Source organism: Spirillospora sp. NPDC052269 (assembly GCF_040679435.1).
Classification (GTDB): Bacteria; Actinomycetota; Actinomycetes; order Streptosporangiales; family Streptosporangiaceae; genus Spirillospora.
On sequence record NZ_JBFAUU010000001.1, the window covers coordinates 336,464 to 361,348 of the forward strand.

Below are 24,885 nucleotides of genomic sequence, written 5' to 3' on the forward strand. Positions count from 1 at the left end.
GGGGACACCTGTCGTTCGCGCCACAACGATCGGGCACAAAGCGGACGGCCGGATCCTGCCGCACCTTGACTAGCTGCGAGAACATGGTAAGTGTGCGCTTTCTCACGCGAGCGCACGATACCCTGCCCGGCCTCCACGGCACCCTGCCCGGCCTCCGCGGCGGCCCGCCCGGCCTCCGCGAGGGCAGGCCCTGCCCTCGCGGTGGTCGGCGCGGCGCTCGCGGTACGGTTCGGCCATGTCTGAAGATCGCGTCCTGCTGGTGGACCGCCGTCCGGACGGTGTCGCCGTCCTCACGCTGAACGACCCGTCCCGGCGCAATGCCATGTCGGACGAGATGACCGTCGCCTGGAAGGACGCGCTCACCGGGCTGCGCGCCGACACCGGGCTGCGCTGCGTCGTCGTGACGGGCGCGGGCAGCGCGTTCACCTCGGGCGGAGTGCTGTCCTGGCTCGCCGACACCAACGCGGCCGAGCTGCCCGAGCTGCGCACCCGGATGGCCGACTACTACCGGACCTGGCTGATGATCCGGGACCTCGAGGTCCCGACGATCGCGGCCGTCAACGGCCATGCGGTCGGCGCCGGACTCTGCCTCGCGCTCGCCTGCGACCTGCGCTACGCCGCCGCCGACGCCAAGCTCCTCGCGCCCTTCACCGCCCTCGGCCTGCACCCCGGCATGGCCGCGACCTGGCTGTTCCCGGAGGTGGCGGGCCTGCCGCTCGCCCGCGAGATGCTGCTCACCGGGCGCGTCCTCACCGGCGTCGAGGCCGCGGCGAACGGCCTGGTCAACCGGGCCGTCCCGCGCGAGGACGTCCTGCCCGAGGCGCTCGCCGTCGCGGACCGTGTCGCCGCGCAGGCCCCGATCGCCACCCGCCTCACCAAGGCCGCCCTCGCGAACGGCGGCCACCCCGACATGGCGACCGCGCTCCGCTGGGAGGCCCTCGCCCAGCCCCTCACGATGACCACCGACGACATGATCGAGGGCCTCACCGCCCAGCGCGAGAAGCGCCCCCCGAAGTTCACCGGCCGCTGACCGCCCGCTGATCGATCACGCCTGGCCCGTCCAGGCGTGACGAGGCGTCCAGACCCGCCCGCGCCGGATCCGCGCCCAGGCCGCCGCGCCGGGGCCGTGTCGAGGTCGTCCGTGGCGGGGCCGTGTTCAGGCCACCCACCCTCGGACTCGTGTCCGGGGTGGGTGGTCAGGGGGTGGCGGGCTCGGGCTTCGGGGCGGCGGCGAAGTGCTCGGTGAGGTAGTCCTCCCAGGTGCGGGTGCCGCGGACGGCGCCCTTGCGGGCGAGGTTGAGGCCGTCGCGGTAGGCACGGCCGACCTTGCCCGGCACCGGGACGGGCAGGAGCGGGCGGCGCTTGCCCGCGGCGGCGAGGTATCCGGCGAACAGCTCGGCCAGGGTGTAGTCGGCCGGCCCGGCGAGGTCAGGGACGAGGCCGGACGGCTCGCCGAGGACGAGTTCGGCCAGGTGGGCGGCGACGTCCCGCTCGTCCACGGGCTGGAAGCGCAGCGCGCCCGGGGCCGGGATGATCGGCAGTTTCGCCGCCTTCTCCGCCATTCCGACGATCAGGCTGTGGAACTGGGCGGGCCGAAGCGTCGTCCACGGGACGCCCGAGTCGGCGACGGCCCGCTCGGACGCGAGCTTCGTGCGCAGCCACGCCATCGGGACGTCGTCCACCCCGGTGACCGAGACGTACACCAGGTGCCGGGCGCCCGCCCGCTTCGCGGCCTTCACGAGGTTGCCGGTCGCGACGTCGTCGCCCTTCGGGCCGCCCGCGACGTGGACGACGGTCTCCGCCCCGGCGACGGCCTCGTCGATCCCGTCGCCCTGGAGCAGGTCGCAGGCCACGTACTCGACGCCGTCCGCGGCCGGGCGGGTGTGCCGGGTGACCACCCGCACCTCGTGTCCCGCGTCCCGCAGCCGGGAGACGAGCAGTGAGCCGAGGGTCCCGGTGCCGCCAGTGACCAGAATCGGTGCCGTCATGACCTACTCCGTTCCGAGAGGACGGTGGCGGGTTTCGCCCCGTCTACAGGGAGGACGGAACGAACGGCACGAATGTGACGCCGAGATCTTGGAGGACGATCGTGACGGATCTCACCAAGGCTCCTGTCGGGCCGCGCCGCTCATGAGCCTCCCCCAGGTTGCGGGCAGGTATGGGAGGCCGCCGAGGCGTCCGCCGGACGTCTTGGTGAGTGGGATCTCCCGTCACGCTCCGCACCTTTTTCGGTCCAGCCGAATTCCCAGAAAATCCTTCCGGCGTGTTGTCCAGGGTGCCGCGAAGGGGATGGCGGGCGGCTCCCAAGCGGGGAAAACATCGGTGCTGAGCTGGGAAAACGGCCAACCCCCCCTGTGGCGGGCGCAAAGTTTTGGGTACGGTTCTTGCGTGCCCCCAAACGTTGAGGTCCGCCGGAGCAGCAGACGTCGGCGGACGGTGTCCGCATATCGGGACGGGGACAAGGTCGTGGTCATGCTGCCGTCCCGGCTCAGCAAGGCGGAAGAGGAGCAGTGGATCGCGACCATCCTCCAGCGGCTCGCCGACCGTGAGCGCCGCCGCCGTCCCAGCGATGCCGATCTGGAGACGCGCGCGGACGAGTTGTCCCGGCGCTACCTGGACGGCAAGGCCGTCCCAGCGAGCGTCCGCTGGGTCGAGAACCAGCGCACCCGCTGGGGATCCTGCACCCCGGACGACGGGACCATCCGGCTCTCCACCCGGCTCCGCGGGATGCCGTCCTGGGTCGTGGACTACGTCCTGATCCACGAACTGGCCCACCTTCTCGTCCCGGGACACGGCGCGGACTTCTGGGAACTCGTCGCCCACTACCCGAAGGCCGACCGCGCCCGCGGCTACCTGGAGGGGGTCGCGGCCGCGGCCCACCTCCCCATGGAGTCCGGCGCGTCCGACGAGGACGACCTCCGTCACGGAGTGGCCGGTTGAGCGCCGACCCGCAGGACGCGGCGATGGCGCAGGTCGAAGAAGATCAACCGGATGCGGCGATGGTGCGGGTCGAAGAGGATCAGCTGGACGCGGCGATGGCGCGGGCTGAAGGAGAACAGCCGGACGCGGCGATGGTGCGGGTCGAAGAGGATCGGCGGGAGTACTCGCCGGTGCGGGCCGTCCGGTATGCGGGGGTTCTGTCGGTGCGGTCGTCCGGCGGGGACGCGCAGCCGCCGCCCGGCGTGGACGCCGACGACTACCGGCTCGCGTTGCTCGAGGACACCTACGAGGTCGTCGCGGGCCTGGAGCTGGTGACCGCCGCGCTCGTCCTCGACCCGCCCGACCAGCCCGACGCCGAGGCGCTGACCTGGCCCGGGACCCCGATCGTCCGCGAGCCGGCCCTGCCCGGCGCGTTCGCCGCGCTGCACGCGCTCGGCGCGACCGAGGCCGCGCTGATCTCTCCGGACGCCCCTGATCTTCCGCCGCTGCTGCTCGGCAAGCTGTTCCGCGCCCTCGGGCAGGCCCCGGCCGCCGCCTGCCAGTCCGCAGGGGGAGGGCTCGTCGCGCTGGCGGCCCGCCTGCCCCTGCCGCCCTGGCTCGCGGACGCCCTGACCGGCACGGACCTGGACGTCCCGGACGCCCTGGCCCGGCTGCGCGCCGCCGCTCCGCGGCACGGCCAGATCCCGCAGGGCCCGAGCTGGCACCGGCTGCGCACCCCGGCGGACGTCGCACTGCTCGACCCTGGCCTGGAAGGCTGGGAGTCGACCCGCGCCCTCCTGGAAGGGCGCCCAGTCGCCTGAAGCCTGGTCGCCTGACGCTGGCCCCGCTGATCGCCTGACGCTCGCCACCGGTTGCCTGACGCTCGTCCCCGGTCGCCTAAGGCCTGCTCGCCGGTCGGCTGACGCTCGTCCCCGGCCGAGCTGAGGCCCATCCCGGTTGGTTGCCTGCCGGTTTCCTGATGCTCGCTCCCGGCCGGTTGGCGTCTGCCCGCCGGTTGCCTGACGTCCGGTCAGGGGGTGGCGAGGGCGGCGGTGACCAGGGCGCGGACGGCGTCGTCGGTCGGTTCGGGCAGGTCGTCCGCCGGGAACCAGCGGAGATCGTCCGATTCGTCGCTCCGCACGGCGAGCGCGCCCGGCGGCGCGACCACCGCGTACTGGACGTCCAGGTGCCAGGAGCCACCGGGGTGGCAGGGCACGAGGTGCCGGTCGAGCCGCAGCGGGCTCGGCGACAGGACGAGGCCGGGGATCCCGGACTCCTCGGTGGCCTCGCGCAGCGCCGCGTCCGCGAGGGTGGCGTCGCCCGGCTCGCAGTGCCCGCCGAGCTGGAGCCACCGCTTGATCTTCGAGTGCAGGGTCAGCAGCACGCGAGAGCGCGACGCGTCCAGGACGAGCGCGCTCGCCGTGATGTGACCGGGAACACATTCACGCCACGTGCCGTCCGGGTGCGTGGCCAGATGCTCGAGGAAACCGTCGCGGACGTGCGCCTGCTCGGCGTCCGGCGCCGTCCACGCCGAGAGGACGCGGACGGCGTCGGCGTGCACCGACGGGACCGGGGGAGCGGTCACACCCGCCCCACCCGCGGGTAGCGGGAGTCGGTCCGCTGGTGGCGGCGGCGCTCCTGGTCGCTGGGACGCTGCCAGCAGAGCGCCGTGCGGGACGTCCGGCGGCGGATCATCGCCGCGCGGAAGGGGGTCAGCGAGCAGCCGTTGACGTGGGAGGCGGGATGGGCCGCGCTCATGCGCCCGGCTCCGTGTCGCCCTTGCCGTCCTCGCCGTTCTCGTCCGACGGCTTCTCGACCGGACGCTCCTCGGTGAGGGCGGACAGGTCGGCGTCCGAGATGCCCGGCGAGTCGGGGTCGCCGTGGACGTAGGAGTCCGGGTCGGTGAGGTCGTCGGCGGTGGGCAGCAGGTCCGGGTGCTCCCAGATCGCGTCCCGGCCCTCGGCGCCGCGGACGTCGGTGAGCGTGCGCCACAGCGCCCCGGCCTCGCGCAGCCGCCGGGGCCGCAGCTCCAGGCCGACGAGGGTGGCGAAGGTGCGCTCGGCGGGTCCGCCGGTCGCGCGCCGCCGCCGGACGGCCTCGGCGAGCTTGACCGCCTCGGGCAGCCGGCCGTCGGCGACCCGGTTGACGACCGTGTCGACCCAGCCCTCGACCAGCGCGAGCGTGGTCTCCAGGCGGGCGAGCGCGGCCTTCTGCTGCGGGGTCTCGGCGGGCGTCAGGGAGATCCCGTCGCCGAGCGCCTCCTGGAGGGCCTCGGGGTTGGACAGGTCCAGCCCGGAGACGGCCTGCTCGATCCCGGACAGGTCGACGGTGATGCCGCGCGCGTAGTCCTCGACGGCGCCGAGCAGGTGCGCCCGCAGCCACGGGACGTGCGCGAACAGCCGCTGGTGGGCGGCCTCGCGCAGCGCCAGGTACAGCCGGACCTCGTCCTCGGAGATCTCGAGGCCGTCGCCGAACGCGGTGACCGCGGCGGGCAGCAGCGCGCCGACACCGGCGGGGGCGAGCGGCAGGCCCACGTCGCTGGACGAGGTGACCTCCTTGGCGAGCGCGCCCAGCGCCTGCCCGGTCTGGCCGCCGACCATGGCCCCGGCCATCTGCCGGACCATGCCGATCAGCGGGCCGGCCATGGCCTGCATCTCGGCCGGGACGTCCTCGCCGAGGCCGCCGCCGAGGGCGCCGCCCATCGACTCGACCATCCGGTTCGCGATCGGGTCGCAGACCTTCTCCCAGACCGGAAGGGTGTTCTCGATCCACTCGGATCGGCTCCAGGCCTGCGGGGTGCGGATCCCGGCGGGCAGCGTGGTGCCCTCGTCCAGCCAGAGGTCGGCCAGGCGGAGCGCCTCGACGATCTTGGTGCGCTCGGAGTCCAGCACGGACGGGTCGCCGCCGTCCTCCACCACGGTGTGGCGGGCGATGTTCTTGGCCAGGTCCCAGTTCAGGGGGCCGGAGCCGGCACCCGGGGCTCCCTGGGTGCCGATCATGTCGGCGAAGCGGTGCAGCATGTCGGCGAACTGCTGCATGTCGCCCATGCCGCCGCCCATCCCGCCGAACGGGTCCCGGGGCTTGTCGTCGTCACCGTCGCCTGGACGGTTGAAGCCGAACGGAGTGTCATTCATCGGTTTGCCCCCGGCATGCATGATGGGCTCATATCCGCAACGTTAGCCGGTCCCGGCGAGGTCGCGTACACAGAGAAGGGGGCGCTCCCGTGGCAACGGGCAAGGTTCGCCCTCGGCGTAGCAAGGGCCCGGTCGTCGCCGTCACCGGCGCGGCGTCCGGTGCGGGGCGGCTGCTGGCCGCCCGGCTCGCCGAGCGTGAGGAGATCCGCAAGGTCGTGGCCGTGGACGGCCACCGCGGCGACGTGCCGGGGGCGACCTGGCGGGTCGTCGACATCCGCGACCCCCTGCTGTCCAACCGGCTGTCGGACGTGGACGTGATCGTCAACCTCGACATCGAGCGATCGCCCGATCTGGACTCCAAGGACCGCCGCACGCACAACGTCCGGGGCGCCCAGACCGTGGTGACGGCCGCGGCGGCCGCCCGGGTCCGGCGGGTGGTGCTGATCACGAGCGCGATGGTGTACGGCGCGCTGGCCGACAACGAGGTCCCGCTGCGCGAGGACGCGCCGCTGCTCGCCGAGGCCAACACCTCCATCGCGGGCGACTACCTGGAGATGGAGGACCTCGCCGCGTCCGCCGCCGCGAGCCATCCGGGGCTCTCGGTCACGGTCGTCCGCCCGGCCGCGCTGGTCGGCCCGGGCGTGGACACGGTCGTGACCAGGCATTTCGAGGCCCCGCGGCTGCTGACGGTCAAGGGCAGCGAGCCCGCCTGGCAGTTCTGCCACATCGAGGACCTGGCGTCCGCGCTGGAGACGATCGTGGTGGAGGATCTTCCCGGCCCGATCGCGGTCGGCTGCGACGGCTGGCTCGGCATGGAAGAGGTCGCCGAGATCACCGGGAAGCGCGGTTTCGAGCTGCCCGCCGCCGTGACCTTCGGCATGGCGCAGCGCCTGCACCGTCTGGGGATGACCCCGGCCCCGGCCACCGACCTGCACTACGTCGCCTACCCGTGGGTCGTGGACGCCGCGCGCCTGCGCGCCGCCGGATGGAAGCCCGCCTTCGACAACGCGACCGCCCTGCTCGTCCTGATGGAGGAGAGCTCCGGGCGCCACGCCGTCGTCGGACGCCGCGTGGGCGGCAAGGAGGCCACGATGGCCACCGCCGCCGGAGCCACCGTCGCCGCCATCGGCGCGGCCGCCGCGATCCGCCGGGCCCGGCGTCGCCGCCGCGTCTGACCTGCGATGATCCCGGCCTGCGGGTGATCTGGGTGTGCGGTGATTTCGGCCTGGGGTGATCTCGCGCTGCGGTGATCTGGGCCTGCGGGTGATCTGGGTCTGGAGGGGATCTCGGCCTGGGGCGGGATCGGGGAGTTCGGGAGTGGAGGTGGCCCGGCCGGAGTGAGGGCCGGGCCACGTGGGGTGTCAGCCGCCGCGCTTGCAGTCGGCGATCCGGATGGTCTTGCCTATGGCCCTGCCCTTGGCGTGCGAGGGGTGGTAACCGGGAGGGGCGATGACGTTCGCGATGGCGACGCCCGTGTAGTCCTGCTGTCCGACGCACTGGCCGGCTGCGTTCAGGGTGATGGACGTCCTGCCCGCGTTGGACTTCACCCCGCTCTGCTCGTACAGCCGGCCGTCCTTGTAGAGCCCGACGCGGACGCTGATCCGGGCCACCGCGTGGTCGCACTTCATCGAGCCCGCGACGGTGACCGCGCTGCGGTCCACGGCGTCCGCGCGCTGGGGGCGGTACGGGGTGTGGGCCGCGAGCGCGCAGTGGATGGCCTGGGACGCGCCGGCGTGCGCCCGCGCCGCGCCGTCCGGCCTGAGGGTGATGACCGACGTGTCGGTGTCCGTGCCCGCGTTCGCCGTGCCGGTCAGTGTCGACGGGACCAGCGCGACGGCCGCCCCCGTGAACGTCCCCATGGCCAGTTTGGTGATCCGCTTCATCTCTCCCCTTCGGTGGTCGGATTTTCCGCTCGACAACTTAGAGCTTCAGGATCGTCGCGGAAAGTGACGGACGCTTGCGGAGATCTCACCCCGAAGTCCGCTGGGGAAGGGGCTGTCGCCGATGTGGACCGTGTCCACCCGTGGTGCGATCGGGAAGCTGGCTCTCTCGGGTGACGTGCGTCCGGAACCGCGCTTTCTAGCGTGAGGCTCTCGCGATGAGGGAGCTCAAATGATCAAGGCCAAGCGTGTGGTGTGCGGTGCGTTCGCCGCGACCGTCGCAGCGGGTGCCGTGGTGGTCGCGCCGGCGGGGCATCGGTCCAGCGCGTTCGCGGACGCCGCGGCCGAGTCTCGCTCGGCGGACGCGTCCACGGCCGGGCTGCGGGAGATCATGCGGCGGTTGACGACGGTCGACGGCGCGCCCGGGGCGCTCATGGAGGCCCGTGGCCGCCGGGGCGGGACGGTCCTGACCAGCGGCGTCGCGGACGTGGAGAGCCGTGCGCCGATGCGCGGCGGCGACGTCTTCCGGATCGGCAGCATGACCAAGCCGTTCGTGGCGACGGTCGTCCTGCAGCTGGTGGCGGAGCATCGGGTCGTCCTCGACGCGCCGGTGGAGCGCTACCTGCCGGGGGTCGTCCGCAGGTCCGGCAATGACGGGCGGCGGATCACCGTCCGGCAGCTGCTTCAGCACACCAGCGGCCTGCCGGACTACCTCTCCTACCTCGACATGAAGGAGGTGATCCGGAATCCGCTGGCCCACCACGACGTCCGCGACCTGGTGGACCTCGCGCTGGCCCATCCGCCGACCTTCGAGCCCGGCAAGGGGTGGCGCTACTCCAACACCAACTACCTGCTCGCGGGGATGCTCATCGAGCGCGTGACCGGCCGGTCCTTCGGGGAGGAGATCCGCGACCGCATCATCACGCCGTTGCATCTGGGGAACACCCACGTCCCGGCGACGACACGTCGATCCCCGGCCCGCACTCGCGCGGTTACGTCCGTCCGGGGCCGGACGCGCCGCTCGTGGACATCACGGCGTTCAACCCGTCGATCGCGAGCTCGGGCGGCGGGATGATCTCCAGCACCAGCGACGTCAACCGCTTCCTGGACGCCCTGGTGCGCGGCAGGCTCCTGCCTCCGGCCCAGCTGCGGCAGATGATGAGGACGCGTCCGACGGGTGGGTCTGACGGCCGTGCCTACGGCCTCGGTCTGGAAAGTCACCCTCTGCCCTGCGGCGGCGTCTACTGGGGGCACGGTGGCGACATCTTCGGCTTCGCGACCTTGGGCGGCGTCACGACGGCCGGACGGCAGGCCACGGTCATGGTGAACCTCGACCCGGGCGGCCTGCCCGCGCAGGACGGCGACATGCGGAAGGCCGTCGAGACCGCCCTCTGTGACTAGGGAACCGTGCGGGGGTGGGGTACGTTGGTCCGGTCGTAAGCGTATGTCGTACACCTACGAGGTGGAGTCATGGGTATTCGCTCGGAACACGACCTTTCGGAATTCCTGGTCGACTACACGCGGGACATGGTCGAACCGGACCAGGATCCCGCCGAGGTCCTCGCCCGCTACTTCGTCCCCGACTTCGAGTACTGCAACGACGGGCTCGTCATCAACCGGGAACGGATGCTGGCGCACGTCCGCGGCCTGCGGAAACGCTTCACATCCTCGGACGTGGGGTCCGTCGACGTCCACGAGACGGTCCTGTCGGGCAACCGCTTCGCCGCCCGCTACACGCTCGACGTCGCGATGCGGAAGGGCGGCGAGTTCCGCGCGGAGATCTACATGTTCGGCCACCTCGCGGCGGACGGCCGGATCCACCGCGTCGACCAGACGACCAGGGACCTCCTCAAGAAGGACTGACCACGCCCCACCGCCTGACCACGACTCGGGTGTCGATCGTGGTTCAGGTCAGGCCGGCGTCGTGGGCGAGAAGGGCGATCTGGGTGCGGTTGTCCAGGTCGAGCTTCGTCAGGATGCTCGAGACGTGGGCCTTGACCGTGGTCACGCTCATGGCGAGTTCGGTGGCGATGTCGGCGTTCGTCCGGCCTCGTCCGATGGCCACGGCCACCTCGGACTCGCGGGGCGTGAGGTTGGCCAGCGTCCCGCGGGCGCGCTCGTACGCGCCGGTCTGCGTGATGGTGCGTTCCATCAGGCGCCGGGTGACGCGTGGCGACAGGATCGGGTCCCCGGCGGCGACACGGGTGACCGCCTCCACGAGCTGCGGTGGCGGGGTGTCCTTGAGCAGGAAGCCGCCGGCCCCGGCCCGCAGGGCGCGCAGGATGTCCTCGTCCGCGTCGAAGGTGGTCAGGACGATCACCTCCGGCGGGACGGGCCGCGCGCGCAGCCTGCGGGTCGCGGTGATGCCGTCCACGCCGGGCATGCGCAGATCCATGAGCACGACGTCCGGCGCGTGCGCGTCCGTCGCGGCGACGGCCTCCCCGCCGTCCGCGGCCTCACCGACCACCGTGATGCCCGCCGCACCGTCCAGCATCATGGACAGCCCCGCCCGCACCAAAGGATCGTCATCGACCAGCAGCACCCGGATCACGCGGCCATGGTAGCCAGGCGCGCAGGACGAAACGCCCCTCGCTCGTCCAGTGATCCAACTGCCCACCCGCGAGCCGCACCCGCTCCGTAAGCCCGACCAACCCGACCCCCGCCCCCGGCATCCCCGAAACCGACACATCCACCCCCCGCTGCGGGACGTCCGCACGCGGGGCGTTCACACGCGGGGCGTCCGCACGCGGGGCGTCCGCACGCGGGGCGTCCGCACGCGGGGCGTCCGCACGCGGGGCGTCCGCGTGCGGGGCGTTCACACGCGGGGTCTGCGGGACGTCCGCGCGCGGGGTCTGCGGGACGTCCGCGCGCGGGGTCTGTGCGGTACGCGCGCGTGGGGATTGGGCCTTTGGCGCGGACGGGGTTTGCGTGATGTGCGTGTGCAGGGCCTGTGCGCTTGTCGCGGACGCAGTGCGACCGGCGCGCGCATCGTGAACCTGAGCGGCTGTGGTGGCTGAGGACGTTGCGGACAGGGCGGCCTCCGCCGCTTGGGTGACCTCTCCCAGGAGGGTGTTGCTGACGTCGATGATTAGGCGGGCGTCCGGGGTGCCGTACAGCAGTACCTCGACCGGTTGGCCGGGGGCGTGCTTGCGGGCGTTGGTCAGCCCCTCCTGGACGACGCGGTAGGCGGCCCGGCCGATGGCGGGCGGGAAGGCGGCGTCCGGAAGGCGGGCGGCGTCGACGCCCAGCTCGTCCCGGAAGTCCACGGACTGCCCGGCATCGCGGGCCTCCTCGATCAGGCGGGGGAGGTCGGCGAGGGTGGGTTGGGGCGCGGTCTCGGCGTCGATGTCGTCCTCGTGCAGGAGGCCGATCACCTCCCGCAGCTCCTCCAGCGCCTGGTGTACTCCGGCGCGGACGATCCCGGCGGCCTTGGCGACCTTCTCGGGGGAGGCGTCCGGACGGTACTCCAGAGCTCCGGCGTGGGTCGCGACCAGCGACAACCGATGGGCCAGGACGTCGTGCATCTCCCGGGCGAGCGTGCGCCGCTCGGCCATGCGCGCCTCGGCGACCCGCCGTCCCTGCTCGGCCTCCGCGCGGACGGCGCGTTCGTGCAGGGAGATGAGCAGGGCGCGACGGGAACGGGCCAGCGCTCCCCAGCCGAGCAGCGCGCCGTACGTGGCGCAGATCAGCACCAGCCACCAGCCGAGGGAGATACCGGGGGTGGGACGCCACAGAGCCCGCACGAGGTGCGCGCCGAAGCCCGCCGCCGTCACACCCGCGGCGAGGACGAACCGCTTCCGCTGAGCCACCTGCAGTACGCCGGTCGTGGCCACCGGTGTGGCCGCCGGGGACACCGCCGCGAGGAGGGTGGCGGCGAGCGCGCCGGAGACCGGCCACCACATCTGCGCGACCGCCGCGCCCAGGCTCAACACCCCGGTTGCGACGTCGAGCCACAACGCGGCCCCGGCGGGCCGCCACCACACGGACGCCGCGGTCAACGCGCCCACCAGGACGATCACACTCGCTGCCCCGGCCGGGCGCGGAGAGGGGGACTCGATCATCGGGCCAAGCTAACCGCCGGGACGGAACGGCCGACACCTACCAAAGTCGGACCCACCCCGCACCGAGGACGCACCAAGGACGACCGCCCGCCCGATGTGCGGACGAACCCGCGCGAGCCACTGTTGGCGACATGAACACCACCTCGCTCAAGCAGCCCCTCCTCACCATCACCGCGGCGACGGCGTCCGCCCTCGCCATCTGGGCCGTGGCGGTCCCCCTGGCCGGGGTCGACCTGACCGTCCGGATGGGCGACGGCACCACCACCGTCGGTCCGCTGCTGATCATCCTGACGAGTGTTCTCGCCGGTCTCTCCGGCTGGATCCTCCTCGCCATCCTGCGACGCCGCACCCCCCGCGCCCACCGCGTCTGGCCGTTCGTCGCCCCAGGAGTGCTCATCGCATCCCTCACCGGCCCGTCCAACAACGCCGTCGGAACGTCCTCCACCCTCGTCCTGATCCTCCTGCACGTGACCGTCGGCATCGTGATCATCCTCGGCCTCCTCCCCCGCCCCACAGAAGCCTGACTCCCCACCCACAGCCCCCACCCCACAGACACCTGCCCGCGCGCCTGCGCCGCGCGCCTGCGCCGCGCGCCTGCGCCGCGCCGCTCGTGCCTGGTGGTGGTGTGGGGTTACTTGGGGGGTTTCTGGGTGGCGGTGGTCAGGGCGTTGCGGGCTTGGAGGATGCGGTTCCAGGCTTCGCCCATGGCGGAGTAGTCGTTCTTCGACTGGGCGTTCTTGAAGTCGTCGATGGCCTTGGACAGGTCGGTGATGGCCTTCTGGGCGTCGGGGGACAGCTTGCCGTTGCCGGACTGGCCCGGCGGGGTGCCGGGGGACTGGCCGGCGCTGGATCCGAACAGGCTGCGCATCGCGGACTGGAAGAGGTCCGTGTCGGTCTGGGACTTGTCGGAGCGGCTGGCGAAGTCGACCCGGTCGCCGTACTTGACCAGGACGGCGAGCAGGGTCGGGTACGGGGCCTGATTGCTCTGGGTCGTCTGCGAGTACAGCGGCTCGACGTAGAGGAGGCCGCCCGCGAACGGCAGGGACAGCAGATTGCCGAGCTTGGTCTCGGTGCCGCTGCCGCGCGTGGGGAACAGCAGGTTGCGGATGTCCCGGTCGTTCTCGAACGCCTGCTGCACCTGGCCCGGCCCCTGCGGACGCGGCTGGCCCGGCTGATCGGCGGCCGGCATCTCCAGCAGGCGCAGCCTGCCGTAGCCGGGATCGCCGGGAGTCGAGTCGGCGGTGAGGAACGCCGACAGGTAGCGCTGGCCCCGAGGCGTGTACACCGAGGTCAGCGAGAAGCGCGGTGACTCGAACTGATCGCCCGTGCCGCCCTGGGCCCCGGGCTTCGCGCCCGGTTGGGCGCCGCCTGGTGTTCCCGGCTGGTTCCCGGACTGCGGGGACGGCGAGGTCGTGGGGGACGGTGAGGGGTTCGGGGTGAGGGGGGACATGGCCGCGGTGGTGCGGGGACGGCCGCCGGACTGCGGGGAGTTCGTCCCGGGGGCGGGCGGCTTCGCGTACTGGGGCTGGACGCTCGCCTGCTGCGGCATGCGCAGGCTCAGGTAGTACGGCGGCTGCGTCTTGCCCTTGTTGGCGGGGGACGGGTCCTCCGGGACGTCCCAGAAGCCCTGGCCGCCGTAGAAGGCGTCCGCCTGGGTCACGTGGTACTGGGCCAGGATGCGGCGCTGGACCTTGAACAGGTCCTCCGGGTAGCGCAGGTGGTCCAGCAGGTCGGACGGGATCCTGGACCTGGGCTCGACCGTGCCGGGGAAGACCTTCATCCACGTCTTGGCGATCGGGTCCTGGTCGTCCCAGAGGTAGAGGTGGACGGTGCCGTCGTAGGCGTCGACGGTGGCCTTGATCGAGTTCCGCAGATAGTTGATCTTGTGGTCGGCCTGCCGGGCGACGGCGGAGCGGGTGTCGGTGATGGTGTCGCGGGTGGCGTCCTGGAGGCCGAGGGTCTGGGAGTACGGGTAGCCGTTGGACGTGGTGTAGCCGTCCAGCACCCACTGGATGCGGCCGCCGACCGCGACCGGGTACGGGTTGCCGTCGAGGGTGAGCCAGGGCGCGGCGCGCTGCACGATCTCGCGCGGGGTCCGGTGGTAGAGGATCCGGGCGTCCTTCTTGATCGCGCCGGACAGCAGCAGGTTCCAGTCCTGGAACTTGGCGGCGAACAGCGTCCGGTTCAGCGCGGAGTCGATCGGGACGCCGCCCCGGCCGTCGTAGGTCGTGTTGATCTGCTGCGAGCTGTTGGACGGGTCGGGGTGGTCGAACTCCTTCTGCCCCTCGCCGCCGACGATCGAGTAGTCGGTCGTCCGCTCGCCGAAGTAGATCTGCGGCGTGCTGACGGGCGGACCGGTGAGGTCCTTCTGGGGGATGTCCTTCTGCTGGAAGTCGGGGGTGCCGTCGGCGGTGAGGCGTTCGCCGGGCGCGCGGACGAAGCCGTAGCCGTGGGTGTAGATCAGCCGGTCCTTCACCCAGCTGTTCTGGCCCTTCGGCGGGCCGGACAGCTCCCGGACGGCGACGACCGAGTCCTGCGGACGGCCGTTGACCTGGTAGCGGTCGACGTCCAGGGTGTCAGGGAAGCGGTAGAACTCGCGGATCTGCTGGAGCTGCTGGTAGGTCGGGCTGACCACGACCGGGTCGAGCAGCCGGACGCCGGACAGGTCGCGCGCGGCGGCGGCGAGCCTGCCCTGGTCGGTCTCCGGGCGTCCGCCGTACGGCTCGAGGGTGACGCCCTTGACGCCGTAGGCGGCGCGGGTGGCGTCGATGTTGCGCTGGATGAAGCGGCGTTCCCTGTTCTGCTCGTCCGGCTTCACCTGGAAGCGCTGGATCAGCAGCGGGTACAGGCCGCCGATGAGCAGCGCCGACAGGACCAGCAGGATCAGGCCCACGCCCGGCAGCGTCATGCCGCGCCGCAGCAGGTTGGAGAAGAACAGCAGCGCGCACACGATCGCGATGACCGCGAGGATCGTCTTCGCCGGCAGCAGCGCGTTGACGTCGGTATAGGACGCGCCCGTGCGGACGCCCCGCTCGGAGTGCACCAGGCCGTAGCGGTCGAACCAGTAGGCGAACGCCTTCAGCAGCACGAACAGCCCGATCAGCACCGACAGGTGCGCGCGCGCCGCCGGGCTCACCTTGTCGCCCGGCCCCTGCAGCCGCAGACCGCCGTACAGGTAGTGGACCATCACGGCGGCCAGCATCGACAGGATCACGGTCGCGAACACGACGCTCAGCACCAGCCGCAGGAACGGATAGGTGAAGACGTAGAACGAGATGTCCTTGTGGAACTGCGGGTCGCTGACGCCGAAGCTCGTCCGGTTCAGGAACGCCAGCCAGACCGGCCACTGCCCGGCCACGGACGCGCCGGTGAGCACCCCGAGCAGCAGCAGCGCCACGGCCGTGACCGGCCGGCGCCGCGGGTCGATGATCATCCGGTACCGCTCGAGGCCCTGCTGCTCGACCGACAGCGGCCGGTAGGCCGGGCGCAGCCGGTGCGCGACCGCCATGTTCACCCCGACCGCCAGCGCCATCAGCAGGCCGCCGCCGAAGAACAGCGACGTGCGCGCCCACAGCTGGGTCGTGTAGACGGACGAGAGCCCGACCGAGCGGTACCAGAGCAGGTTGGTCCAGATCGCGGTGACGACCGTGAAGGCGATCACCAGGACGGCCAGCGTCACCAGCGTCGGAAGAAGCAGCCGGGACCGGCCGCCGCCGAACCGCCGCCGGATTCCGGGAGTCCGGAAGGTCAACGGGCCCCTCCGTTCAGATCGCGCCCCCACCGGCATCCCCCGCCGGTGCTGTCCTAGAAACCTATCGAGTGGTCCCGCGCCGCCCCCAGTTCCGCGTCCAATTGTGGATAACCCGGTGACAAGTGGGGTTCGGCATAAGCGCGGCGCACCAGAACCGCCGGACGTACCGGAACCGGCGGACGCGTCCGACGCCGGACGACGGGAGGTCGCGGCCGACGCACGCGCACGGACGGGGGAAGATGGGGGCGTGAGTCATCTCGAAGAAGTCGTCCAGGACCTGGAACGCCACGCCGCCGAGCAGGGGTGGGACGCGGCGCCCAAGCTGTACGCGCTGGTGTACGGCAGTGAGATCCGCACCACCGAGCCCGAGCTCGCCGCCGAGCTGGGGCTGGCCGAGGACTCCGGGCAGGGCGACACGCTCGCCGCGCTGGAGCAGCCCGAGCTGCCCGCGCAGGCGTCCGTGGAGGACGCGTTGGCGACCATCGCGTGGCCGGACGCGGTCGCGGGCTGCGCCCTGGTCATCGAGCGCGTCGTGCTGCCGCCGGAGGCCGAGGAGGAGATCCCGGCCGACCCGGACGAGGCCGCCACCTTCGCCGCCGACCACCCGGCCCGCGAGGACGTCCGCATGATCGTCGGCGTGACGCGCGACGGCGAGCGGCACTCCGCGCTCCGGCTGCGCCGCCACGACATGGACGACGAGGTCCTGCTGGGCCCCGACCTCGTGCCCGCGCTCGCCGACGCCCTCGCCGCCACCCTCGAACCGGACGTCCCCGGCGAGCACCCCGACCACGCCTGACCCGTCACGCCCGACCCTGCCTCGCCCGGCCGCCTTGAACAGGCGTCCACGGCGAGCACTTCGATCACGCCTGACCCCGTCACGCCCGGCCGCCGGGTCACGTCCGGCCGCCCGGTCACGCTCGGCCGTTCGGTCGCGGTGGATTTCTTCGATCGTGCCTGATCACGCCCTCCCCGAGGCAGGGGAGGGGTGGTCGAGTAGGCTGCGACGCGTGAGCGAGGTGACCCACTCCCCAGCCGATTCCGCCCCGAGCGCCCCGGAGGCGGACGCCCTCGACGCCGTCCGGCTGTGCGAGGTGCGCGACACCCCGCTGTCGGTGGACGAGGTGTTCGCGGCCGTCCAGGACAGGGCGGCCGGCGGCACGGCGGTGTTCGTCGGAACGGTCCGCGACCACGACCACGCGCGCGAGGTCGACGCCCTGTCCTACAGCGCCCACCCGACCGTGGAGCGGGAACTGCGCCGGGTGATGGAGAAGGTGGCGGCCGACTTCCCGGTGCGGGCCATCGCGGCCGTGCACCGGGTCGGTGACCTGGAGATCGGCGATCTGGCCGTGGTGGTCGCGGCGTCCTGCCCCCACCGCGGCGAGGCGTTCGCCGCCTGCCGGCGGCTCATCGACGACCTCAAGGCCGAGGTGCCGATCTGGAAGCGGCAGGCGTTCACCGGCGGCGGGGACGAGTGGGTCGGGGCCTGCTGACTCCCGGCGTGCCCGTAGGCTTTCCGACATGTCTCGTCGTGCCGTCACGCTCGCCGTCGCGAGCGCGCTCCTGCTGGCGCTGGTGATCGTCGGCGTTCTGCTGCCGGTGCCGTACGTCGCGCTGTACCCCGGCCCCACGGCCAACACGCTGGGCGACAACGGGAAGGGCGTGCCGCTCGTCCAGATCGACGGACGGCAGACCTATCCCGCGACCGGCCATCTGAACTTCGTCACGGTCACCTACCGGGGCGGCCCGGAGGCGCGGATCGACCTGTTCACCGCGCTGCGCGGCTGGCTGTCGAAGGACACCGCGATCGTCCCCGAGGAGACGATCTTCCCCAAGCACGAGTCGCAGCAGCAGGTGGACGCCGAGAACACCCGGCAGATGCAGGACTCGCAGGAGAACGCCGAGGCGGCCGCGCTGCACGAGCTGGGCATCCAGGTCCCGACGCGGGTCCTGGTCAACTCCGTCCAGCAGGGCAAGCCCGCCGCCGGGAAGCTCCAGCCGAACGACGAGATCACCGCGGTGAACGGTGTGAAGACCGCGAACGTCGACCAGGTCAAGGCCCAGATGGGCAAGGTCGGGGTCGGCGGCAGGGCGACCGTCGAGGTGCTGCGCGCGAACAAGCCGGTCAAGGTCGACCTGACCACCGCCAAGGGCCAGGACGGCAAGCCGGTGATCGGCGTGGTGCTCGGCGAGGACTACAAGTTCCCGTTCAAGATCAACATCAGTGTCGGGGACATCGGCGGGCCGAGCGCCGGCCTGATGTTCTCGCTGTCCATCGTGGACAAGCTGACCCCGGGGCCGCTCACCGGCGGCAAGTTCATCGCGGGCACCGGGACGATCACCCCGGAGGGCCAGGTCGGCCCGATCGGCGGCATCCAGCAGAAGATGATCGCGGCCCGGCGCGCCGGGGCGACGGTCTTCCTCACCCCGAAGGACAACTGCGCCGAGGCGCTGGGCGCGCGCCCGGGTGGGCTCCGGCTCGTCCGCGCGGACACGCTGCACGGCGCGATCCAGTCGCTGGACGCCCTGAACTCCGGGAAGGGCGACATTCCCGCCTGCACGAAATAGGCGTCCGATCGGGCCCGAGGTGGCCTCGCCGGACGCCACCGGACGTCACCTCGGGAAACCGATTTGGTCCACTCTCGTTCATGCCCTAGAGTTGAGACATCGCCGCGGGGTGGAGCAGTTCGGTAGCTCGCTGGGCTCATAACCCAGAGGTCGCAGGTTCAAATCCTGCCCCCGCTACCAGGTCCGAAGGCCCGGAGTCGGAAACGACTCCGGGCCTTCGGCGTTCTCACCGCCCGCGCTCGTCACGCGGCCGCAGGCCGGCCACCCGTCAGCGCTTGTGGGTGACCAGGGCCCGCCAGGTGTGCGGCCCGACGATGCCGTCGACGGTCAGGCCGACGTCATCCTGGAAGTGGCGTACGGCCGCCTCGGTCTTCGGGCCGAAGATCCCGTCCACCCCGCCGGAGCTCAGGTGGCCCTGCTTCACCAGCTCGGTCTGGGCGGCCCGGACGAAGTCGCCCTGGTCGCCGCGCCGGACGGTCGACTTGACGGTGTGCCCGTCGGTGAGCTTGCCCCAGGTCACCGGGCCGACGACGCCGTCGACGGTGATCTTGGCGAATTCCTGGAACTCGCGTACCGCGTGCTCGGTCTTCGGGCCGAAGTCCCCGTCCGGCTTCAGGTGCCGCGAGGCCTCGCGGGCCGCGCGGAGGATGTACTGCACCGTGGTGACGTCCGGTCCGCGGCTGCCCCTGCGCAGCACCGGCCATGCGTTCGCCATACCGATCCCACCTCCCCATGGTGGATTTGACTCCCCTGTCAGAAAACTCCTGACTGGGGTGGTCGCACAAGCGCCCTGACAGCCCATCCGCCTGTGTCCGGAGGGACAGTCGCATATGGCCGGCAGCGCTCCCACGCCCCGCGAATCCGTCCCGCCTCTGGCGACGCGCTGGACGGGGTCACCGGCCGAGGTGCGGGGCGATGGCCAGGGCGAGGTGCAGGGTGAGGCGGTCGCGGCCGTCCGACAGGACGAGGCCGGTGATCTCCTCGATGCGGCGCAGCCGGTGGTAGAGCGTCTGCCGGTGGATGTTCAGGGCCGACGCGGTCGCGTGGACGCTGCCCGCGTGATCGAGGTAGGTCAGGGCCGTCCGGACGAGGTCGGCGTGCTTCGGCTCCAGGAACCGCGAGATCCCCGGCGTCAGGACGGTCTGGGCAAGCGAGTCGTCGTCGCCGAGCCGCAGCAGCCGCAGCGCGCCCAGATCGGGCCAGGCGCGGGTCACCCCGGCCTCGGCGCCTGCCGTGCCGTCAGGGGCCGAACCGGCCACGCGGGCGGCCACTCGGGCGCGGAGCCAGCCCTCGCGCACGCGCGCGAGCTCGGGGCAGGGATCGGACAGCCCGGCCGCGACGGGCCCGGATCCGCGTTCCTCCAGTAGGCGGCGGGCCCGGGCCACGGTCGTCTCGGTGGACGAGGCGTCGTGCGGGATCGCCAGAACGTGGTCGCGTTCCCAGGTCGTGGTGAGCACGGATCGGGGCAGCAGCCAGGGGTTCAGTGGCTGGGGCTCGTCGTCCGGGGTGCGCAGGACGGCCACGACGATCGGCGGTTCGAGCGCCTCGGCCAGCGCGGCGGCGGCCGACGTCCGCACCTCGGCGTGCGCGGAGAGCAGGTCGGCGAGCTGCCAGCCCAGGTCGGCGCGCTCGCGGGACTGCCGGGCCATGAGCAGCCCGGCGCGCTCGGACAGCGGCGCCGCCCGGGCGAGCAGGTCGTCGCCGATGCGGTTCTCGTCGTCCAGGAGCCAGAGGTAGCCGTAGGTCACCGACCGCCACCGGACGGGCAGGCAGACCCGGCCGAGCACGCCCGCTGCCGGATCGGCCGGAATCCGCACCGGGCCGGTCGCGCGCGCGATCCCGTACCGCTCGAACCGGGAGCGGACCTCATCGGTGGCCCGCCGGTGCAGGATCGACTCCATCCGGACGGGATCGATGGCCCCGCCGTGCGCGGCGTACGCGACGAGATGGAAGTCACGGTCCTCCAGGGTCGCGGGCGCCCCGAGCATGTCGGCGACCAGCTCGGTCAGCTCCTGAAGGTCTCCCGCTCCGGCCACCGCCACCTCTCATACATATGTCTGAACAACCGGCCGCCATCAAGTGACAATTGACTATATCCGTGCAGGTCAGGAGGACCTAGCTTCGAAGTGAGGGCCCGTGTCGTCCGGCACGCGACCCCATCGTGACGTACCCACCGACCCGTCTCGACCCACTCACCGGAAACCGGAGGTCAGAGTGCTTGCTCCCATCCTTCTCGCGGCCGCGCGCAGCGCGCGCATGCGCAACCTCGTCACCTCCGTTCCGCTGACCCGGAACGTCGTCGACCGCTTCGTCGCCGGGGAGGACCTCGGCGCGGCGATCCTCGCCATCCAGGAACTCCAGGGGGACGGCCTGAAGGTCACCCTCGACCACCTCGGCGAGGACACCACCGACCGCGCCCAGGCGGACGAGACCCGCGACGCCTACCTCGACCTGTTCAAGGCGCTCGCCATCGAGGGCCTGACCCCCGGGTCGGACGCGTCGCTGAAGCTGTCCGCGCTCGGCCAGGCGCTGCCCGGCGACGGCGAGGCGATCGCGCTGGAGAACGCCCGGACGGTCGCCGCCGCGGCGGACGGCCTCGGCATGACGATCACGCTCGACATGGAGGACCACACCACGGTCGACTCCACCCTCGGCATCCTGCGCGAGCTGCGCGCCGACTTCCCCGGGACCGGTGTCGCGATCCAGGCGATGCTGCACCGCACCGAGGGCGACCTCGCCGGGCTGACCGGCCCCGGTTCGCGCGTCCGGCTCGTCAAGGGCGCCTACGCCGAGCCCGACTCGGTCGCCCACCAGTCCAAGAAGGACGTCGACCGGGCATACGTCCGGGCGCTGAAGATGTTGATGGAGGGGGAGGGCCACCCGATGGTGGGCAGCCACGACCCGCGCATCATCGAGATCGCGCTCGACCTGGCGCACCGCACCGGCCGCGAGCCCGGCAGCTACGAGTTCCAGATGCTGTACGGCATCCGCGCGGGCGAGCAGCGCCGCCTGGCCGAGTCCGGCGAGGACATGCGCGTCTACGTCCCGTACGGCTCCGACTGGTACGGGTACTTCATGCGCCGGCTGGCCGAGCGGCCCGCCAACCTGGCCTTCTTCCTCCGCTCCTTCGTCTCCCGCTGACCGTCCCCCGACGACCGCGGTGAGCCCGACGGCAGCGAGCCCGACAGCAGCGGGTCCTGCCGTGGCGCGCCCGACCGCGGTGAGCCCGACCGTAGTGAGCCACCCCGCCGACCACCCGACCTACTCCGCAGGAGGTCCCATGGACGCCGTGACCAACGTCCCCGCACCGGTGAACGAGCCGATCCACGGCTACGCGCCCGGCAGCCCCGAGCGGGCTCGCCTGGAGGCCAAGCTGGCCGAGCTGCAGGCGCAGGCCCCGATCGACCTGCCGATGACCATCGGCGGCGAGCGGCGGATGGGCGCGGGCGAGAAGGTCCAGGTCGTTCAGCCCCACAAGAAGGCCTCGGTGCTCGGCACGTTCGGCACCGCCACGCAGGACGACGCGCGCGACGCGATCCAGGCCGCGCTGAAGGCCGCCCCGGCCTGGCGCGACCTGGCCTTCGACGACCGCGCGGCGATCTTCCTGAAGGCCGCCGACCTGCTGTCCGGGCCGTGGCGCGAGACGATCGCCGCCGCGACCATGCTCGGCCAGTCCAAGACCGCCCAGCAGGCCGAGATCGACAGCCCCTGCGAGCTGATCGACTTCTGGCGCTTCAACGTGCACTTCGCCCGGCAGGTCCTCGCCGAGCAGCCGATCTCCTCGCCCGGCGTGTGGAACCGGTCCGACCACCGGCCGCTGGAGGGGTTCGTCTACGCGATCACCCCGTTCAACTTCACCGCGATCGCCGCGAACCTGCCGACCGCCGCCGCGCTCATGGGCAACGTCGTGGTCTGGAAGCCGTCCCCGACGCAGACCTTCGCGGCCGTGAAGACCATGGAGCTGCTGGAGGAGGCCGGGCTGCCCAAGGGCGTGATCAACCTGGTCACCGGCGACGGCATCGCCGTGTCGGAGGTCGCGCTCGCCCACCCCGAGCTCGCCGGCATCCACTTCACCGGCTCGACCGCCACCTTCCAGCACCTCTGGAAGACCGTCGGCGGCAACATCGACAAGTACCGCACGTACCCGCGCCTGGTCGGCGAGACCGGCGGCAAGGACTTCGTGGTCGCGCACCCGTCCGCGGACCGGGGCGTCCTGAAGACCGCTCTCGTCCGCGGCGCGTTCGAGTACCAGGGGCAGAAGTGCTCCGCCGCGTCCCGCGCCTACGTGCCGCGGTCGATCTGGGAGGACGGCTTCCGCGAGGAGCTCGCCGCCGAGGTCGAGTCGCTGACCATGGGCGACGTCTCGGACCTGGCGAACTTCATGGGCGCGGTCATCGACGAGCGCTCGTTCGCCAAGAACAAGGCCGCGATCGACCGCGCGCAGGCCGACCCGAAGGTCGACGTCGTCGCGGGCGGCGTCTACGACGACGCCGAGGGCTTCTTCGTCCGGCCGACCCTGCTGGTGTCGGAGGACCCGGAGAACGAGATCTTCCGGACCGAGTACTTCGGCCCGATCCTCGGCATCCACGTCTACGACGACGAGAAGTACGACGAGATGCTGGCCCAGATGGAGTCGGTGTCGGCGTACGCGCTGACCGGCGCCGTCATCGCGCAGGACCGCGCCGAGGCCGCGCGCACCGCCGAGGTGCTGCGCTTCGCCGCTGGCAACTTCTACATCAACGACAAGCCGACCGGCGCGGTCGTCGGCCAGCAGCCGTTCGGCGGCGGGCGCGCGTCCGGGACGAACGACAAGGCCGGTTCGATCCTGAACCTGCTGCGCTGGACGTCCCCGCGCTCCATCAAGGAGACCTTCGTCCCGCCGACGGACTACCGCTACCCGCACATGGGCTGACCCCCCAGGTAGACGGGCAACGACACCCAGCCCCGCGTGAAGGGAGACATGATCCTCTTCGCCCGGGGCTGGTCCAATTCCAGGCGCGGATGCGCGGCCAGCAACTCCTCCAGCGCCACCCGCGCCTGGAGCCGGGCCAGATGCGACCCGATGCAGAAGTGGACGCCGCTCGCGAACCCGAGGTGGCGCGGGATGCTCCGCGCCACGTCCAGGCTCCCGGCGGACGGCCCGAACTCCCGCTCGTCCCGGTTCGCGGAGCCGTAGAGCAACATCACCTTCTCCCCGGCGGGGATCTCGACGCCGCGCACCGTGACCGGACGCGTCGTCGTCCGTCCGAGCGCCTGCACCGAGCCCTCCAGCCGCAGGCATTCCAGCAGCGCGTTCGGGATCAGCGACGGGTCGGCGACGAGCCGTTCGCGCTGGTCCGGATGTTCCGACAGCAGTGCGACGGCATGCGAGACGAGGTTCCCCGTCGTGTCGTTGCCACCCGCGACGATCACGAAGCAGAACCCGAGGACGTCCCAGTCGGTCAGCCTCTCGCCGTCCGCCTCCGCGAGCGTCAGGACGCTGATCAGGTCGTCGCCCGGCCTGGCGCGCCGCTCGGCGATGACGCCGCTGAAGTACTCGAACATCTCCGCCACGGCTTGCGCGCCCGATCCCTCGGCCATGGCGCCCGTGTCGAAGCCCTGGTCCTGGAACGTTGTGAGCGCCGACACCCACGGGCCGAACCGGGCGCGGTCGGCCTCGGGGACGTCCAGCAGCTCGGCCAGCGCGAACGCCGGCAGGGGCGAGGAGAAGTCGCGGTGCAGGTCGACGGTCCCGCCGTCCGCCTCCCGCCGCCGCATCCCGTCCAGACGCGCGCGCACGAAGGCGCGCAGCGTGTCCTCCATGGCGGAGGTGCGGCGCGGCGTGAACCCGTGGCTGATGAGCCGCCTTAGGACGGTGTGACGGGGCGGATCGAGCATCACCATGGTCGGGGCCAGGCCGAGCTTTCCGATCTCGTCCTCGTAGAACGTGAGGCCGCGCGCGGACGAGAACGTCTCATGGTCGCGGACGGCGTCCCACACGTCCTCGAACCGGGACAGCGCCCAGAAGGGCGGGTCGGTGTGCCGATGGACGGGGTCGTCGTCGCGCAGCCTGCGGTAGGCGGGATAGGGATCGGCCTGGAAGGCGGGATCGAACGGGGCGTAGACGGCTTCGGGTGCGTCGGTCATGCCGGGCCTCCCGGGGGATATCGGGTCCCGTCATTCAACGCCCGCGCCTTCAGTTTGCCTAAGGATCCGGGACCCCATAATGTTGGGGCATCGCCGCGGGGTGGAGCAGTTCGGTAGCTCGCTGGGCTCATAACCCAGAGGTCGCAGGTTCAAATCCTGCCCCCGCTACCAAGTCCGAAGGCCCGGAACCAGAAGTGGTTCCGGGCCTTCGGCGTTTTCGGCGGGAGCCCGTTCCGCTGTCGGGCGCCTGCCGGATGCTCCGGTCATGCCGGGCCTTCTCGGGGATGCCGTCGCCGCTGTTCAACGGCCACATCGCCGGTTTGCCTAAGGATCCGGGACCCCATAGTGTTGAGACATCGCCGCGGGGTGGAGCAGTTCGGTAGCTCGCTGGGCTCATAACCCAGAGGTCGCAGGTTCAAATCCTGCCCCCGCTACCAAGTCCGAAGGCC

Annotated in this window: 22 protein-coding genes, 3 tRNA genes and 1 pseudogene; 15 read left to right on the plus strand and 11 right to left on the minus strand. The window is 72.0% G+C overall.

The features are described from left to right. The first annotated feature begins 235 nt into the window (after positions 1-235). Entirely contained in the window at positions 236-1,030 is a 795-nt protein-coding gene (locus AB0L06_RS01650; RefSeq protein WP_500228959.1) for an enoyl-CoA hydratase/isomerase family protein, read from the plus strand. A 166-nt stretch (positions 1,031-1,196) separates the two neighbouring features. Here the strand turns inward: AB0L06_RS01650 and AB0L06_RS01655 are convergent, their stop codons facing one another. Then, positions 1,197-1,988 (minus strand): SDR family oxidoreductase, encoded by a 792-nt coding sequence (locus tag AB0L06_RS01655; RefSeq protein ID WP_500228960.1) that lies wholly within the window; start codon positions 1,986-1,988, stop codon positions 1,197-1,199. Between the two features lie 400 nt (positions 1,989-2,388). Between AB0L06_RS01655 and AB0L06_RS01660 the strand changes: the two genes are divergently transcribed. Next, positions 2,389-2,940: a M48 metallopeptidase family protein gene (locus AB0L06_RS01660; RefSeq protein ID WP_500228961.1), complete on the plus strand. Its 552-nt coding sequence runs from the start codon at positions 2,389-2,391 to the stop codon at positions 2,938-2,940. Further along, entirely contained in the window at positions 2,937-3,740 is an 804-nt protein-coding gene (locus AB0L06_RS01665) for a hypothetical protein (protein ID WP_500228962.1), read from the plus strand. Before AB0L06_RS01660 ends, AB0L06_RS01665 begins: the two co-directional genes overlap by 4 nt. Positions 3,741-3,949: 209 nt before the next feature. Here the strand turns inward: AB0L06_RS01665 and AB0L06_RS01670 are convergent, their stop codons facing one another. Genes AB0L06_RS01670 through AB0L06_RS01680 form a run of 3 tightly spaced genes read right to left on the minus strand, consistent with a single transcriptional unit; the run spans position 3,950 to position 6,053 of the window. Next, entirely contained in the window at positions 3,950-4,504 is a 555-nt protein-coding gene (locus AB0L06_RS01670; protein ID WP_500228963.1) for an NUDIX hydrolase, read from the minus strand. Beyond that, positions 4,501-4,677, minus strand: a complete 177-nt coding sequence (locus tag AB0L06_RS01675) for a hypothetical protein (protein WP_500228964.1) — start codon at positions 4,675-4,677, stop codon at positions 4,501-4,503. Before AB0L06_RS01675 ends, AB0L06_RS01670 begins: the two co-directional genes overlap by 4 nt. After that, positions 4,674-6,053, minus strand: coding sequence for a zinc-dependent metalloprotease (locus AB0L06_RS01680; RefSeq protein ID WP_500228965.1), 1,380 nt, complete (start codon positions 6,051-6,053; stop codon positions 4,674-4,676). The genes AB0L06_RS01675 and AB0L06_RS01680 overlap by 4 nt, the downstream gene beginning before the upstream one ends. Before the next feature lie 89 nt (positions 6,054-6,142). Here AB0L06_RS01680 and AB0L06_RS01685 point away from each other — a divergent pair, with 89 nt between their 5' ends. Further along, positions 6,143-7,228 carry an NAD-dependent epimerase/dehydratase family protein gene (locus AB0L06_RS01685; RefSeq protein ID WP_500228966.1) on the plus strand — a complete coding sequence of 362 codons (1,086 nt, stop codon included), beginning with the start codon at positions 6,143-6,145 and terminating at the stop codon, positions 7,226-7,228. Between the two features lie 186 nt (positions 7,229-7,414). Here the strand turns inward: AB0L06_RS01685 and AB0L06_RS01690 are convergent, their stop codons facing one another. Continuing rightward, a complete protein-coding gene (locus AB0L06_RS01690; RefSeq protein WP_500228967.1) occupies positions 7,415-7,936 on the minus strand; it encodes a hypothetical protein in 522 nt (173 codons plus the stop codon). 430 nt (positions 7,937-8,366) lie between these two features. Between AB0L06_RS01690 and AB0L06_RS01695 the strand changes: the two are divergent. Beyond that, positions 8,367-9,334, plus strand: a pseudogene (locus AB0L06_RS01695) (serine hydrolase domain-containing protein). A gap of 69 nt (positions 9,335-9,403) precedes the next feature. Continuing rightward, positions 9,404-9,796: a nuclear transport factor 2 family protein gene (locus AB0L06_RS01700; RefSeq protein ID WP_500228968.1), complete on the plus strand. Its 393-nt coding sequence runs from the start codon at positions 9,404-9,406 to the stop codon at positions 9,794-9,796. 43 nt (positions 9,797-9,839) lie between these two features. Here the strand turns inward: AB0L06_RS01700 and AB0L06_RS01705 are convergent, their stop codons facing one another. Together AB0L06_RS01705 and AB0L06_RS01710 are read right to left on the minus strand one after the other, a co-directional pair. Further along, the gene (locus tag AB0L06_RS01705; protein ID WP_500229294.1) at positions 9,840-10,430 is read right to left on the minus strand and encodes a response regulator; all 591 of its coding nucleotides are present in this window, start codon (positions 10,428-10,430) and stop codon (positions 9,840-9,842) included. A gap of 28 nt (positions 10,431-10,458) precedes the next feature. Then, entirely contained in the window at positions 10,459-11,994 is a 1,536-nt protein-coding gene (locus tag AB0L06_RS01710; protein ID WP_500228969.1) for a sensor histidine kinase, read from the minus strand. A gap of 131 nt (positions 11,995-12,125) precedes the next feature. Between AB0L06_RS01710 and AB0L06_RS01715 the strand changes: the two genes are divergently transcribed. Continuing rightward, complete coding sequence (locus AB0L06_RS01715; RefSeq protein ID WP_500228970.1) at positions 12,126-12,518, plus strand: DUF6069 family protein; 393 nt, start codon at positions 12,126-12,128, stop codon at positions 12,516-12,518. 107 nt (positions 12,519-12,625) lie between these two features. On the opposite strand, the gene AB0L06_RS01720 is transcribed toward AB0L06_RS01715, so the two are convergent. Continuing rightward, a complete protein-coding gene (locus tag AB0L06_RS01720; protein WP_500228971.1) occupies positions 12,626-15,745 on the minus strand; it encodes a UPF0182 family membrane protein in 3,120 nt (1,039 codons plus the stop codon). Between the two features lie 247 nt (positions 15,746-15,992). Between AB0L06_RS01720 and AB0L06_RS01725 the strand changes: the two genes are divergently transcribed. From AB0L06_RS01725 to AB0L06_RS01740, 4 genes are all read left to right on the plus strand, one after another. After that, positions 15,993-16,541: a PPA1309 family protein gene (locus AB0L06_RS01725; protein WP_500228972.1), complete on the plus strand. Its 549-nt coding sequence runs from the start codon at positions 15,993-15,995 to the stop codon at positions 16,539-16,541. A 286-nt stretch (positions 16,542-16,827) separates the two neighbouring features. Further along, positions 16,828-17,235, plus strand: a complete 408-nt coding sequence (locus tag AB0L06_RS01730; protein ID WP_500229295.1) for a molybdenum cofactor biosynthesis protein MoaE — start codon at positions 16,828-16,830, stop codon at positions 17,233-17,235. A gap of 28 nt (positions 17,236-17,263) precedes the next feature. Next, on the plus strand, positions 17,264-18,310 hold the full coding sequence (locus AB0L06_RS01735; protein WP_500228973.1) for a YlbL family protein: 1,047 nt from the start codon (positions 17,264-17,266) through the stop codon (positions 18,308-18,310). A gap of 103 nt (positions 18,311-18,413) precedes the next feature. Continuing rightward, a tRNA-Met gene (locus tag AB0L06_RS01740) sits at positions 18,414-18,490 on the plus strand. Positions 18,491-18,578: 88 nt separating this feature from the next. On the opposite strand, the gene AB0L06_RS01745 is transcribed toward AB0L06_RS01740, so the two are convergent. Together AB0L06_RS01745 and AB0L06_RS01750 are read right to left on the minus strand one after the other, a co-directional pair. Continuing rightward, positions 18,579-19,025 (minus strand): peptidoglycan-binding domain-containing protein, encoded by a 447-nt coding sequence (locus tag AB0L06_RS01745; RefSeq protein ID WP_500228974.1) that lies wholly within the window; start codon positions 19,023-19,025, stop codon positions 18,579-18,581. Between the two features lie 178 nt (positions 19,026-19,203). Beyond that, positions 19,204-20,346 carry a PucR family transcriptional regulator gene (locus tag AB0L06_RS01750; RefSeq protein ID WP_500228975.1) on the minus strand — a complete coding sequence of 381 codons (1,143 nt, stop codon included), beginning with the start codon at positions 20,344-20,346 and terminating at the stop codon, positions 19,204-19,206. A gap of 178 nt (positions 20,347-20,524) precedes the next feature. Between AB0L06_RS01750 and AB0L06_RS01755 the strand changes: the two genes are divergently transcribed. Further along, positions 20,525-21,451 (plus strand): proline dehydrogenase family protein, encoded by a 927-nt coding sequence (locus AB0L06_RS01755; protein WP_500228976.1) that lies wholly within the window; start codon positions 20,525-20,527, stop codon positions 21,449-21,451. A 139-nt stretch (positions 21,452-21,590) separates the two neighbouring features. Continuing rightward, complete coding sequence (gene pruA, locus AB0L06_RS01760) at positions 21,591-23,222, plus strand: L-glutamate gamma-semialdehyde dehydrogenase (protein ID WP_500228977.1); 1,632 nt, start codon at positions 21,591-21,593, stop codon at positions 23,220-23,222. On the opposite strand, the gene AB0L06_RS01765 is transcribed toward pruA, so the two are convergent. Then, positions 23,204-24,436, minus strand: coding sequence for a cytochrome P450 (locus AB0L06_RS01765; protein WP_500228978.1), 1,233 nt, complete (start codon positions 24,434-24,436; stop codon positions 23,204-23,206). The genes pruA and AB0L06_RS01765 overlap by 19 nt on opposite strands. A 94-nt stretch (positions 24,437-24,530) precedes the next feature. Here AB0L06_RS01765 and AB0L06_RS01770 point away from each other — a divergent pair. After that, positions 24,531-24,607, plus strand: a tRNA-Met gene (locus AB0L06_RS01770). A gap of 189 nt (positions 24,608-24,796) precedes the next feature. Further along, positions 24,797-24,873: transfer RNA gene (locus tag AB0L06_RS01775), tRNA-Met, on the plus strand. Positions 24,874-24,885 lie beyond the last annotated feature (12 nt).

What these genes read in the sequence shown, in the direction of transcription:
- AB0L06_RS01650 (WP_500228959.1), top strand. Translation starts at nt 236, where the DNA reads ATGTCTGAAGATCGCGTCCTGCTGGTGGACCGCCGTCCGGACGGTGTC.
- AB0L06_RS01655 (WP_500228960.1), bottom strand. Translation starts at nt 1,988, where the DNA reads ATGACGGCACCGATTCTGGTCACTGGCGGCACCGGGACCCTCGGCTCA.
- AB0L06_RS01675 (WP_500228964.1), bottom strand. Translation starts at nt 4,677, where the DNA reads ATGAGCGCGGCCCATCCCGCCTCCCACGTCAACGGCTGCTCGCTGACC.
- AB0L06_RS01680 (WP_500228965.1), bottom strand. Translation starts at nt 6,053, where the DNA reads ATGAATGACACTCCGTTCGGCTTCAACCGTCCAGGCGACGGTGACGAC.
- AB0L06_RS01690 (WP_500228967.1), bottom strand. Translation starts at nt 7,936, where the DNA reads ATGAAGCGGATCACCAAACTGGCCATGGGGACGTTCACGGGGGCGGCC.
- AB0L06_RS01700 (WP_500228968.1), top strand. Translation starts at nt 9,404, where the DNA reads ATGGGTATTCGCTCGGAACACGACCTTTCGGAATTCCTGGTCGACTAC.
- AB0L06_RS01705 (WP_500229294.1), bottom strand. Translation starts at nt 10,430, where the DNA reads ATGATGCTGGACGGTGCGGCGGGCATCACGGTGGTCGGTGAGGCCGCG.
- AB0L06_RS01710 (WP_500228969.1), bottom strand. Translation starts at nt 11,994, where the DNA reads ATGATCGAGTCCCCCTCTCCGCGCCCGGCCGGGGCAGCGAGTGTGATC.
- AB0L06_RS01715 (WP_500228970.1), top strand. Translation starts at nt 12,126, where the DNA reads ATGAACACCACCTCGCTCAAGCAGCCCCTCCTCACCATCACCGCGGCG.
- AB0L06_RS01735 (WP_500228973.1), top strand. Translation starts at nt 17,264, where the DNA reads ATGTCTCGTCGTGCCGTCACGCTCGCCGTCGCGAGCGCGCTCCTGCTG.
- AB0L06_RS01745 (WP_500228974.1), bottom strand. Translation starts at nt 19,025, where the DNA reads ATGGCGAACGCATGGCCGGTGCTGCGCAGGGGCAGCCGCGGACCGGAC.
- pruA (WP_500228977.1), top strand. Translation starts at nt 21,591, where the DNA reads ATGGACGCCGTGACCAACGTCCCCGCACCGGTGAACGAGCCGATCCAC.
- AB0L06_RS01765 (WP_500228978.1), bottom strand. Translation starts at nt 24,436, where the DNA reads ATGACCGACGCACCCGAAGCCGTCTACGCCCCGTTCGATCCCGCCTTC.